The organism is Nocardioides sp. NPDC000445, assembly GCF_040300245.1.
GTDB lineage: Bacteria > Actinomycetota > Actinomycetes > Propionibacteriales > Nocardioidaceae > Nocardioides.
Genome location: NZ_JBEPDH010000020.1, coordinates 127,194 through 139,348 on the forward strand (window position 1 = coordinate 127,194; position 12,155 = coordinate 139,348).

The 12,155-nt window shown below is 69.1% G+C and carries 11 protein-coding genes; 8 read left to right on the top strand and 3 right to left on the bottom strand.

The genetic code is table 11. The features are described 5' to 3' along the window. Positions 1-46 precede the first annotated feature (46 nt). The 3 genes from dxr to ispG are packed head-to-tail and all read left to right on the top strand — an operon-like array spanning position 47 to position 3,700. Positions 47-1,156 carry a 1-deoxy-D-xylulose-5-phosphate reductoisomerase gene (gene dxr, locus ABT304_RS24205; RefSeq protein WP_350719119.1) on the top strand — a complete coding sequence of 370 codons (1,110 nt, stop codon included), beginning with the start codon at positions 47-49 and terminating at the stop codon, positions 1,154-1,156. Then, the gene (locus ABT304_RS24210) at positions 1,153-2,511 is read left to right on the top strand and encodes a M50 family metallopeptidase (RefSeq protein WP_350719120.1); all 1,359 of its coding nucleotides are present in this window, start codon (positions 1,153-1,155) and stop codon (positions 2,509-2,511) included. The genes dxr and ABT304_RS24210 overlap by 4 nt, the downstream gene beginning before the upstream one ends. A 22-nt stretch (positions 2,512-2,533) precedes the next feature. Next, the gene (gene ispG / locus ABT304_RS24215) at positions 2,534-3,700 is read left to right on the top strand and encodes a flavodoxin-dependent (E)-4-hydroxy-3-methylbut-2-enyl-diphosphate synthase (RefSeq protein WP_350719122.1); all 1,167 of its coding nucleotides are present in this window, start codon (positions 2,534-2,536) and stop codon (positions 3,698-3,700) included. Positions 3,701-3,904: 204 nt separating this feature from the next. Here ispG and ABT304_RS24220 read toward each other — a convergent pair whose 3' ends face one another. Together ABT304_RS24220 and ABT304_RS24225 are read right to left on the bottom strand one after the other, a co-directional pair. Then, entirely contained in the window at positions 3,905-4,318 is a 414-nt protein-coding gene (locus ABT304_RS24220; RefSeq protein WP_350719123.1) for a hypothetical protein, read from the bottom strand. Beyond that, entirely contained in the window at positions 4,315-4,470 is a 156-nt protein-coding gene (locus ABT304_RS24225; protein WP_160024439.1) for a hypothetical protein, read from the bottom strand. Before ABT304_RS24225 ends, ABT304_RS24220 begins: the two co-directional genes overlap by 4 nt. A gap of 222 nt (positions 4,471-4,692) precedes the next feature. Between ABT304_RS24225 and ABT304_RS24230 the strand changes: the two genes are divergently transcribed. The 4 genes from ABT304_RS24230 to ABT304_RS24245 all read left to right on the top strand — a co-directional run bounded on the left by ABT304_RS24230 (position 4,693) and on the right by ABT304_RS24245 (position 9,149). After that, positions 4,693-6,696: a hypothetical protein gene (locus ABT304_RS24230; RefSeq protein ID WP_350719125.1), complete on the top strand. Its 2,004-nt coding sequence runs from the start codon at positions 4,693-4,695 to the stop codon at positions 6,694-6,696. Next, entirely contained in the window at positions 6,680-7,459 is a 780-nt protein-coding gene (locus ABT304_RS24235) for an SDR family NAD(P)-dependent oxidoreductase (RefSeq protein ID WP_350719127.1), read from the top strand. The genes ABT304_RS24230 and ABT304_RS24235 overlap by 17 nt, the downstream gene beginning before the upstream one ends. Before the next feature lie 114 nt (positions 7,460-7,573). Further along, positions 7,574-8,236, top strand: a complete 663-nt coding sequence (locus tag ABT304_RS24240; RefSeq protein WP_350719128.1) for a hypothetical protein — start codon at positions 7,574-7,576, stop codon at positions 8,234-8,236. Between the two features lie 67 nt (positions 8,237-8,303). Then, entirely contained in the window at positions 8,304-9,149 is an 846-nt protein-coding gene (locus ABT304_RS24245; protein WP_350719130.1) for a GNAT family N-acetyltransferase, read from the top strand. 17 nt (positions 9,150-9,166) lie between these two features. Here the strand turns inward: ABT304_RS24245 and ABT304_RS24250 are convergent, their stop codons facing one another. Further along, the gene (locus tag ABT304_RS24250; protein WP_350719131.1) at positions 9,167-10,171 is read right to left on the bottom strand and encodes a hypothetical protein; all 1,005 of its coding nucleotides are present in this window, start codon (positions 10,169-10,171) and stop codon (positions 9,167-9,169) included. A gap of 91 nt (positions 10,172-10,262) precedes the next feature. Between ABT304_RS24250 and ABT304_RS24255 the strand changes: the two genes are divergently transcribed. Further along, on the top strand, positions 10,263-12,023 hold the full coding sequence (locus ABT304_RS24255; RefSeq protein ID WP_350719133.1) for a proline--tRNA ligase: 1,761 nt from the start codon (positions 10,263-10,265) through the stop codon (positions 12,021-12,023). Positions 12,024-12,155: the final 132 nt, after the last annotated feature.

Consider the following 12,155-nt stretch of genomic DNA (forward strand, 5'->3'; position numbering starts at 1 on the left):
GGCCGCCGCTTGGCGCCTTCTCAGCCTCTGCTGGGAAGATGGGTGGGTGAATGAGCAGCGACCACGCGACGTGGTGATCCTCGGCTCGACCGGGTCCATCGGCACCCAGGCCCTCGACCTGGTGCGGGCCAACCCGGATCGGTTCCGGGTCGTGGCGTTGACCGCGGGCGGGGCCAACAAGGAGCTGTTCGAGGCGCAGGTGGCCGAGTTCGCGCCCAAGGTCTCCGGGCTGGGGGAGGATGCCTCGGTCGACGCCGCCGCCCTGCCCGCCGACGTGGTGCTCAACGGGATCACCGGCGCCGTCGGCCTCCGCCCGACGCTGGCCGCGCTGGAGGCGGGCAACACGCTCGCCCTGGCCAACAAGGAGTCGCTGATCATCGGCGGCCCGCTGGTCAAGCGGATCGCGGGGGAGGGGCAGATTGTCCCGGTCGACTCCGAGCACTCCGCGATCGCCCAGTCGCTGCGCGCCGGCCGTGCCGAGGAGGTACGCAAGCTGGTGCTGACCGCGTCCGGGGGCCCGTTCCGCGGCCGTTCCCGCGACGAGCTCGCCCAGGTCACCCCGGCGCAGGCGCTCAAGCACCCCAACTTCGCGATGGGGCGGGTGATCACGACCAACTCCGCCACCCTGGTCAACAAGGGTCTGGAGGTCATCGAGGCTCATCTGCTCTTCGACGTACCCTTTGACCGGATCGAGGTCGTGGTCCACCCGCAGCAGTACATCCACTCGATGGTCGAGTTCACCGACGGCGCGGTCGTCGCTCAGCTCGGGCTGCCGACGATGCTGGTGCCGATCTCGATGGGGATGGCATGGCCTGATCGGGTGCCGGACGCCGAGACGCCCATCGACTGGACGAAGGCCGCCGACTGGCGCTTCGAGCCGCTCGACGACTCTGCCTTTCCCGCGGTACGCCTCGCCCGCGAGGCCGGCACCCGCGGCGGCACCCACCCCGCGGTCTACAACGCGGCCAACGAGGTCTGCGTGGATGCCTTCCACGAGGGCCGGATCCCGTTCACCGGCATCGTGGACACGATTGCGGAGGTGATGGCGAGGCATCACGGCGTACGCTCTGAAAGCACCCTCACCATCGAGGACGTGCTCGCCGCCGACGCCTGGGCGCGCGAGGAGACCACTCGGATCCTGGAGACCCGTCCATGAGCTACCTGCTCTACACGCTGGCCGTGATCGGCTTCATTCTCGCGATCCTGGTCTCGATCGGGCTCCACGAGCTCGGCCACATGATCCCGGCGAAGGCGTTCGGCGGGAAGGTGACCCAGTACTTCATCGGCTTCGGGCCGACGGTGTGGTCCAAGCAGGTCGGCGAGACGGAGTACGGCCTCAAGGCGATCCCGCTCGGTGGCTACGTCAAGATCGTCGGGATGCTGCCGCCCGGCGCCGACCAGCTGGGGGAGCGCACCGAGGACGGCGCGCTCAAGGTGCGCAAGTCCAACACCGGCATGTTCACCCAGCTGATCAGCGACGCGCGCTCGGCCGAGTGGGAGCTGATCCGTCCCGAGGACGAGCCGCGGCTGTTCTACAAGATGTCGTGGTGGAAGAAGGTCATCGTGATGGCCGGCGGGCCCACGGTGAACATCGCGATCGCGTTCTTCGTGCTCTGGGGCGTCTTCGGGATCTACGGGGTTCGCGAGAACGTCGTCGACAAGGGTCATCCGGTGGTCTCGAGCCTGCAGGAGTGCCTGCTGAGCTGGGAGGACCAGGGCCGCGAGTGCCGCGCCAGCGACAAGCCGACCCCGGCCGCCGACGCAGGTCTGAAGCCCGGCGACGAGCTGATCTCGTTCAACGGCACCGAGCTGACCTCATGGGCGGTCGCCCAGGAGCTGATCCGCGACAACATGGACCGCGAGGCCACCATCGTCATCGATCGCGACGGCGAACGGATGACGCTGCACACCCAGACCGTCGTGCAGGAGCGGGTCAAGGACCTCGACGACACCAGCGCCGACCCGGAGACCGCGAAGGTCGGCTTCTTCGGGATGTCGCCCGAGTCGCACGTGGTCACGACCAAGGAGGGGCCGGTCTACGCGCTCAAGGAGATGGGTGTGATGGCCGAGAACGCCGTCCACTCGCTGCTGAGACTGCCGGTCAAGGTCTGGCACGTCGCGCTCGCGATCGTCGGTGTCGAGGAGCGCTCGGCCGACAGCCCGGTCAGCATCGTCGGCGGCGGCCGCATCGCCGGTGAGATCGCGGCCCACGAGGGCCTCGACGTCGGCGAGAAGGTCGCCAGCTTCGCGTTCCTGGTCGGTGGGTTCAACCTGTTCATCGGCATCTTCAACTTCGTCCCGCTGCTGCCCCTCGACGGCGGTCACATCGCGACGGCGCTGTGGGAGGGCATCCGTCGTGCCTTCGCCAAGGTCTTCCGGCGGCCCGAACCGGGACATGCCGACCCGGCGAAGCTGCTGCCGGTGGCGTACGTCGTGGCCTCGGCGCTCCTGGTGATGGGTGTTGTCCTGATCGTCGCCGACCTCGTCGTCCCACTTCATCTCCAAGCCTGACCCGCCCGTAAGATTGGTAGACATGACGTCGATCCCCACGCCGACAGACATCGGTATGCCGGAGGCACCCGCCCCGGTGCTCGCTCCTCGCCGCAAGACCCGCCAGATCAAGGTCGGGTCGGTGGGCGTGGGCAGCGACAGCCCCATCTCCGTGCAGTCGATGACGACCACGCTCACCTCCGACGTCAACTCCACGCTGCAGCAGATCGCCGAGCTCACCGCGTCGGGCTGCGACATCGTCCGGGTGGCCTGCCCGAGCCAGGATGACGCCGACGCGCTGCCCGCGATCGCGAAGAAGTCGCAGATCCCGGTGATCGCCGACATCCACTTCCAGCCGAAGTACGTCTTCGCCGCCATCGAGGCCGGCTGCGCCGCGGTCCGGGTCAACCCGGGCAACATCCGCAAGTTCGACGACCAGGTCAAGGAGATCGCCGCGGCCGCCAAGGACCACGGCACCTCGATCCGGATCGGCGTCAACGCGGGCTCGCTCGACAAGCGACTGCTGGAGAAGTACGGCAAGGCCACCCCCGAGGCGCTGGTCGAGTCGGCCATCTGGGAGGCCTCGCTCTTCGAGGAGCACGGCTTCCAGGACTTCAAGATCTCGGTCAAGCACAACGACCCGGTCGTGATGGTGCGCGCGTACGAGCTGCTCGCCGAGGCCGGTGACTGGCCGCTCCACCTCGGTGTCACCGAGGCCGGCCCGGCCTTCCAGGGCACGATCAAGTCCTCGGTCGCCTTCGGCCACCTGCTCAGCCAGGGCATCGGCGACACCATCCGCGTCTCGCTCTCCGCGCCGCCGGTCGAGGAGGTCAAGGTCGGCATCCAGATCCTGGAGTCGCTCAACCTCAAGCCGCGCCGTCTCGAGATCGTCTCCTGCCCCAGCTGTGGCCGTGCGCAGGTCGACGTCTACACGCTCGCCGAGCAGGTCACCGCGGGTCTCGACGGCCTCGAGGTCCCGCTGCGGGTCGCGGTCATGGGCTGCGTCGTCAACGGCCCCGGCGAGGCTCGCGAGGCCGACCTCGGCGTCGCCTCCGGCAACGGCAAGGGCCAGATCTTCGTCAAGGGCGAGGTCATCAAGACCGTCCCCGAGGCCGCCATCGTCGAGACCCTGATCGAGGAGGCGCTGAAGATCGCCGAGGGCATGGAGCCCGTCGAGGGTGCCGGCGCGCAGGTTTCCGTCAGCGGCTGACGGGGTGGATGTTCACCGAGGTAACTCGGTGAACGGTCGCTTCCTTCGTGGAACTCCACGAAGGAAGTGCGCACCCACCGAGTTACCTCGGTCAGCATCCCGCGGCGCAGACGCAAGAAGGCCCGGTCCGAACCGTCGGACCGGGCCTCTTCTTCTGCTTCGCGGCGTCCCCCTCGCGTACGTCGCGAAACCGTGTCGGTGGTGTCACCAGTGCATCAGCCTGGAGACCACGCCGAGGAACCCGAGGTGGAGGAGTGCTCCGAGCGGGTCCGTGGTGATCAGGTGGCCCCAGGCGAGTGCGGCCTGGCCCATCTGGTTTCCGAGGGCGGTGGCGAACCCGTCCAGGCCGCCGTGGGTCCACAGGTGGACGACGACGAACCGGATGCCCGGCACGACCAGGAACAGGACGAGTGCTGCCTTGACCGGCAGGATCCAGGACAGCGAGCCGCTGCCGGTGGAGGTCAGGTTGCCGGTGCGCACCCAGCGGGTGCCGCTGCTGCCGTTGAAGCGGACCTTGGTGCGGCCGGCGGCGGTGGCGACGACGACACCGCGCTTTCCGGAGCGGGTGCCGCCGCGGGCCCGGACGGTTTCGCCGGGGCGCATGAAGTTGCTGATCATGACAGCACTCCTTCTGTGAGGACGACGGACACGGACGAGGTGCCGGCGGCTGCCTGGCACGTGGGCGGCTCGGCGCTGAGCAACTGGTTGAAGCCGAACACGACAAGAAGCGTGACGGCGAAGGTGGCGATGCTGAACTTGTGGTTCCTCATGGTCATCATCTCCTTCAGCGGTGGGGCCCGTAGGTGGGGCCGGCGCTGTCCCTGATGGGGACAACTCCACGGTGGCGGAGGCCACATCCGTCTCGCCAGAGGGCGGGTGGGAGTGGGGACGATGTGAAGACAGTCCCAGGTGAGTTGGGACGTTTCTGGGACAGAAGTGGGACGCCTGCGAGATACTCTCAACCGCGAACGCGGGCGACTCGGTGAGGGGAAATGACCGACGAATCTCTCTCACCGGAGCAGTTCAACGGTGAATTGCGCGCCTGGATCCGGCAGGTGACCGGAAAAGCTGACGGTGGCGCCGGTGTGGCGATGGCCCGGAGCACCTTCTACCGGCGTACGTCCGGCTCGAAGCTGATGCCGCTCGACGAGCTCATCCGCGTGGTCGGTGGCGCGGTGCCCCGCACCCTCGACCCGGCCCATCGGGGCGAGTGGATCCGGAAGAACACCGGCATCTGGCAGGCGAAGTGGTGGAAGGCGTACGCCTGGCGTGGCGAGGACACGGTGGTGCCCGGTCCCGTGCTGGCCCCGGCCACACCGGCGGCCCCGGTTCCGCCCACCAGCTCGCGGCTGACCTTCCCGCGGGCACGGGTGGCGGCGCTGAGCGGACTGACGACGCAGCAGCCCACGATCCTGCTCATCGAGGCGCTGGGCCGCTGGCTGGGCAACACCGAGTCCAACCTCTTCTTCCTCACCGGCCCCTCCGGCTCGGGAAAGACGGTGGAGACCCGGGAGTGGACCGCCTCGCAGGAGCAGGTGCGCTACATCAGCCTGCGCGACGGCGCGGTCGACTACGGCGCCCTGGTCGACGAGGACCGCTCGCCGATCGTGATCGACGACTTCGACCTGATCTCCTCCAGCGCCGAGGAGCACGGCGTCACCCGCCCCGACCTGAGCGAGCTGCGCCCGGCCTTCGGCCGTGGCGGACGGTTCGTGGTGATCAGCAAGCGTAACCTGCAGACCGAGCGCGACGAGCTCGCCGAACAGCTGCGCAGCCCGGCCCGGCTGGAGGATCTCGGGGTCGAGTCGGCGATGGTCGTACGCGTCGAGCCGATCTCCCCGGTCGAGGTGCGCGCCCTCGGGGAGGAGCGCGGCGGTGACGACAGGCTGCGCAACCTGGCCGCCGAGATGGAGCGCGGTGGCGGGTTCTTCCCCGCGACCCCGATGGTCCTCAAGCAGCTCTACGCCTCCCTCGAGGAGGGCGCTCCGGCGCCCCGTACCCAGTGGGACGGCTACACCGTCCATCTCAAGCACGTCTGCGGTCAGCCGTGGGACCGGAAGAGCTCACGCATCCCCAGTCGGGTGCGGTTCCAGACCTACCGCGACATCGCCTGGGACCTGTTCACCGGGATGGACGAGCCGACCTCGCAGGAGCAGGACCTGATCCCGGTCCCGCGCGTCTCGGAGTGGCTCTTCGCCAACCTGCAGCGCGACCTCGACATCACCCGGCAGCGGGACTTCCTGACGTACGAATGGATCGCCGACCTGCTCGACCACTCCGAGGTCTTCGGCGTGACCGGGCGGACCAGGGACGGGGTGGAGTCGGCGGAGTTCGCCCACGAGACCTTCTACCAGTACTTCGTCGCCGAGGGCATCCGCGACCGGCTGCGCGACGGGCACGGGATGGCCCTGGACGGCGCCCGCTTCGCGGACATGCACATGGGGCCGCTGGTGATGACGTTCCTCAAGGCCGGGTTCCAGCCCGGTGACCTGGACGCGGTGGCCCGGCTGAGCGTACGCGAGAGCCTGTCCTGGATGGACCGGCTGATCTGCCTCTACCTCACCGAGGAGCGCGAGGACTACGGCGACCTCCTCGACCAGGCGCCGGAGCGCTACTGGGACGAGCTGGAGTTCGTGCTGGAGGCGTTCCGGTCGCTGTTCCTGCGGAAGGCGGCGATGTTCCAGCTGATCCTGCGCGGCCGGGTTCCGGTCGACGGCTACCTCGAGATCCTGAACCGCGAGGAGGACCCCGGCGCGGTCGCCCGCGAGCGCGACGTGCTCGGCTGGGGCACCGACATCACCGACGCCTTGGTCCATCGGCTGCATCATCCGACCCTCGCCCCGGCGATTCCGATTACCGCGTACCGGCTCGGGCAAATGGGTGATATCACTTGCGTGAGCCATCTCGAGGGTCTCACTGGTCTGCCGCCCGCCCATCAGGACGTGGTGAGGTCGGCGATCCACCGGATCAAGGAGCGCCATGAGCACAGCGTCTGAGTCGGGCACCCCGCCGCGAGCTCCCGTTCTCGTCCTCGGCGCGACCGGCGACCTCGGCAGCGCGGTCGCGCGCCGACTCAGCGCAGAGGGCACTCCGGTGATCCTGCACGCCTACAGCCGCACCACCGAGCTGGCCTATCTGGCCGATGAGACCGGTGCGGTCGCGCGGGTGGAGGGTGACCTGACCACCGACGACGGCGTGGACGCCCTGGCCGAGACGCTCGCCGGGTTCGAGACGCTGTCGGGGCTCATCAACTGCTCCGGCGTCAACCCCAGTCCCGACACGGTCGCCGAGATCGACCGGTCCGAGTGGCAGCTCACCCTTGACCTCAACCTGACCTCGGTGTGGCGCACGGCGTCGCTCGCGCTGCCGAAGCTTCGGGCGGCCAGGTCCGGCGCGGTCGTCCTGGTCAGCTCCGTCTTCGGGATCCGTACGCCGTCGCGACGCGCCGCCTACGGCGTGTCCAAGCACGCGCTGACCGGTCTCGCCCAGGCGATCGCGCAGGAGGAGGAGGGCATCGTCCGGGCCAACGTCGTCGCTCCCGGCCCGATGTGGAGCGAGTCGTCGCGGCAGGTCTTCGTCAAGCACGCCCGCAAGGAGGGGGTGACCGTCGACCAGTACATCGCCTACCGGGCCGCGCGCATCCCGGGGCACCGGTTCGTCACCGCCGACGCCGTCGCGAAGGTCTGCGTCTTCCTCGCCTCCGACATGGCCGGCGCGATCAACGGCCAATGCGTGGTCGCAGACGGCGGCGAGTACTGACCCGCGGCGCAACCCGCAATTAACCCGAGATGCCACTGATGCGGCGTCGTGCTGTCTAGGCTTCGCTTAGCGCCTCCACACGTCTCTGTTTCCCTCTTCAGACTGGCGACAACGTTGACCAATTTCTGGCTTGCCATCGATCACGCAGACGATGCGCAGTTCCACACCCCGGACTCCTCCGACATCCGGCCCGACATCCTCGATCTGGTGGCCAACACCCCCAATTGGGGCATCGTCGTGCGTCCCACGCAGGGCCACGGCGACGTACGCCGCGAGCTCGCCTGCGCCGGGCTCCCGGACATCGAGACCGTCGATGAGCTCGTCGTCCCGCAGAGATCGACGGACGCGGTGAAGGTCGGGTTCGACGACCACCAGACCGAGTGCGCGCGGATGGCCCTCGACATCCTGGAGCGTCTCCCCGGCTATGACCGGGTCTTCCTCGAGCCGTACTGCACGACGCCGGGCTGCCTCGAGGATCTGGCCACCCTCGCCACGCGGTCGCAGTGTGGCGGCATCGTGCTCAAGCTCAAGGTCAACGACGAGGGCCTGGAGAACATCGAGCGGGCCGACCTCGGACGAGCCTCCTGGGTTGCGCGGTCCGACGGGATGGGCTGGGACGACTTCAGCGAGCGGCTGCCGCGGGTGAAGGCGCTCGGCGCCCGCGGCGTGATGGTGGGCCGGGCGGTCTGGGGAGACACCGGCGAGGCCGGCCAGGACGTACGTCTCAAGACCATCCGCGAGCGAATGCACACGATCGAACGCACCTTTGCGATTTGACCAGCGCCCGATCCGATCCGCGAGCCGTGGGGCGACGTACAACCGGATTGGCCCTAGGCTCGGGGACATGCTGACGACGCGCCAGGGGATCCGCCCGCTGCACGCGGGTGATCTCAGCGCGTTCCTCGACCTGACCGCGCAGGATCCGGTGGTCAACGTGTTCGCGGAGTACCGGGCGCGCACCACCAACCTCGAGCCGCGCTGGCTCGGCGGTGAGATCTGGGGCCGATGGGACGGCGGCGACCTGGTCGCGGCCTGTCACGTCGGTGCCAACCTCGTCCCCATCCAGGCCACCGAGGAGGATGCGTACGCCTTCGGTGAGCGGGCCCGCAGCCGGGTCCGCACCGTCTCGACAATCGTCGGGCGGCAGCCCGCGGTGCGGGCGCTGTGGGGATCGATCGGCGAGTCCTGGGGCACGCCGCGCGACCAGCGCTGGGAGCAGCCGCATCTCGAGCAGCAGCTGCAGAGCCTGGTCGAGCCCGACCCGTTCGTACGCCGCACCGTCCGCGCCGACATGGACGCCCTCTATCCGGCGTGCGTGGCGATGTACACCGAGGAGGTCGGGATCTCACCGGAGACCGGCGGCGGCCGCGACCTCTACCGCGCCCGGGTGCTGCAGCTGATCTCGCGCGGGTGGTCCTTCGCCCGGATCGAGGACGGCGAGGTCGTCTTCAAGGCGGAGGTCGCCTGCGCGACCCCCGAGGCCGCCCAGATCCAGGGCGTCTGGGTGCCCGAGCACCGCCGCGGCGAGGGCCTGGCTGCCCGCGGCATGGCCGCGGTCTGCGACATCGTCCGCAGCGAGATCGCCCCACGCGTCTCGCTCTACGTCAACGAGTGGAACGCCCCCGCGCGCCGCGCCTACGAGCGGGCCGGCTTCCTCGAGACGGCCCGCTTCTCCACCATCATGTTCTGATCTGTCGATGTTCTGACTCAGTACGCCCGCCAGGAGCGTTCGCAGTCGGCGACCTCGCAGCGGACCAGCCACGAGTTGTCGCTGTCGGCCGGGTAGGACCGCATCAGGATCCGGGTGTTGGACTCCCAGGCGTACATCCACAGCGCGTTGGGATTTCGGTAGGTGGTCAGCAGCGTGCCGCGGATGCTGCGACGCCGGACCACGACGAGGTTCTCGTGTGCTATCGCGTTGGTCGCGAAACGGGCGCCGTCGGGCGAGAAGGACGCCACCGCCTCGAGGCAGCCGCGCCACAGCGTGGTGGCCGGGGCGCTGACGGTGGAGACCACCGAACAGGCGTCGGGCGCCGACGGGTTCTTGGTGTAGGTCGCCAGCCTGTTGAGGGCGAAGTTGCCTGCGTACGCTGCCCGGGAGGCGATCGTCTTGACGGTGCCCGTCTTCCAGTCCCAGATCATCGTGCGCGGGGTGCTGTAGCCACCCACGAGCACGCGGGTCCCGCTGACATCGATCGGATCGGGCTTGGTGGAAGCCTTGAAGGTGCGTCGGGCGACGACCACGCCGGTGGTGGGGTTGCGCACCTGAGCCTGGATTCCGCCGCTGGTCAGGGTCTTCGTGTTGAGCAGGTAGCGGCCGTCGGCCGACAACCTGGCCAGGTCCGCGTAGTACATGTCGGTGAGCGACCTCTGCGCGACACCGATCTGCACTCGGATGAGCCGGTCGATGTTGCGGTTGCGGGCTCGCAGCACGAACCCGCTCCCGGAGCGACCCAGGATCGTGAAGTCATCGAGCTCGTCGCCGACGTGTTTCACCGGCGTCTTCGCGCCGGTCTTCGGGTCGACCACCACGACCGACGTGTCCGAGGGCCGATCGAGGTAGGGGACGGTCGGGCTTTCGCCGATCGGCAGCGGAAGGGGACGTACGTCGACGGTGGGAGCCGCCGCAGAAACCGGTGACACGAGCGTCACCGGGAGCATGAGAGCAGCAAGGATGGCCGTGGCCAGTGCCGGGATTCGGATACCTCTCATGAAAGTAAAGATGCGCAGGGTGCCGCCGCGGTTGCAACGCCAATTCCAACCGGTTCGCGGCAGCGGTCCTGCGAGCCGTACGCTTGCCCGCATGATCGCCCGTATGTCGACCCTGTTCGTGCGGACCCTGCGTGAGGATCCCGCCGACGCCGAGGTCGCGAGCCACAAGCTGCTTGTCCGTGCCGGCTACATCCGCCGCGCCGCTCCGGGGATCTACTCGTGGCTGCCGTTGGGCCTGCGCGTGCTCGGCAAGGTCGAGGGGATCATCCGCGAGGAGATGGCCGCGATCGGCGCCCAGGAGGTGCACTTCCCGGCGCTGCTGCCGCGCGAGCCCTACGAGGCGACCGGCCGCTGGACGGAGTACGGCGACGGCATCTTCCGGCTCAAGGACCGCAAGGAGGCCGACTACCTGCTCGGCCCCACGCACGAGGAGATGTTCACGCTCCTGGTCAAGGACCTCTACGGCTCCTACAAGGACCTGCCGCTGGCCATCTACCAGATCCAGACGAAGTACCGCGACGAGGCGCGTCCCCGCGCGGGGCTGCTGCGCGGGCGCGAGTTCATCATGAAGGACTCCTACTCCTTCGACTACACCGACGAGGGGCTGGCGGCGGCCTACGACGCCCACCGCGCGGCGTACGTCAAGGTCTTCGACCGCCTCGGGTTCGAGTACGTCATCGTCAAGGCCACCTCCGGCGCGATGGGCGGCTCGGCCTCCGAGGAGTTCCTGGCCGTCTCCGAGGCCGGCGAGGACACCTTCGTACGCTCGCCCGGCGGCTACGCCGCCAACGTCGAGGCGGTCACGACGCTGGCCCCCGAGCCGCTCTCCTACGAGGACGTGCCGGCCGCCCACGCCGAGGACACTCCTGACACGCCGACGATCCAGACGCTCGTCGACCACCTCAACGAGGCGTTCCCGCGCGAGGACCGTCCGTGGGAGGCCGGCGACACGCTGAAGAACGTGCTGGTGACGCTGCGTCACCCCGACGGCACCGTCGAGCCGCTCGCCATCGGCCTGCCCGGTGACCGCGACGTCGACATCAAGCGCCTCGAGGGCCAGCTGGAGCCGATCGAGGTCGAGCCCATGGACGACGTCGAGCTGAAGAGGCACTCCTCGCTCGTGAAGGGCTACATCGGGCCCGAGGCGCTCGGCGAGAAGTCCGAGTCCGGGATCCGCTACCTGGTCGACCCGCGCGTGGTCACCGGCACCCGCTGGGTGACCGGCGCCAACGTCGAGGGCAAGCACGTCATCGACCTGGTCGCCGGCCGCGACTTCACCCCCGACGGCACCATCGAGGCCGCCGAGGTCCGTGAGGGCGACCCGGCTCCCGACGGCTCCGGCCCGCTGACGCTGGCCCGCGGCATCGAGATGGGCCACGTCTTCCAGCTCGGCCGCAAGTACGCCGACGCGCTGGGGCTCCAGGTGCTCGACGAGAACGGCAAGCTCGTCACCGTCACCATGGGCTCCTACGGCATCGGCGTCACCCGCGCCGTGGCCGCCATCGCCGAGGGCACGCTCGACGACATCGGTCTCGCCTGGCCCCGCAACGTCGCTCCGTACGACATCCACCTCGTCGCGACCGGCAAGGACGCCGCCGTCTTCGAGGCCGCCGCGAAGCTGGCCGGTGAGCTCGAGGCCGCCGGCATCGATGTGCTCTACGACGACCGCCCCAAGGTCTCGCCCGGCGTGAAGTTCAAGGACGCCGAGCTCATCGGCGTCCCGACCATCGTCACCGTCGGCAAGGGCCTGGTCGAGGGCAAGGTCGAGGTCAAGGACCGCAAGAGCGGCGAGAAGACCGAGGTCGCTCTCGCCGACGCCGTCGCCCACCTCACCGAGGTCGTCCGCGGCTGAACCACTCGCCGAATCTGTAGTTGTGGGGGGGGGGGGGGGGGGGTGGGGGGCGGCGCCCGGCAGAAGGGCCGCCGGCACAACGGGGCAGAAGGGGCGGCGAGGCAACGCACGCCAGAACGCAGCCCGGGGTTG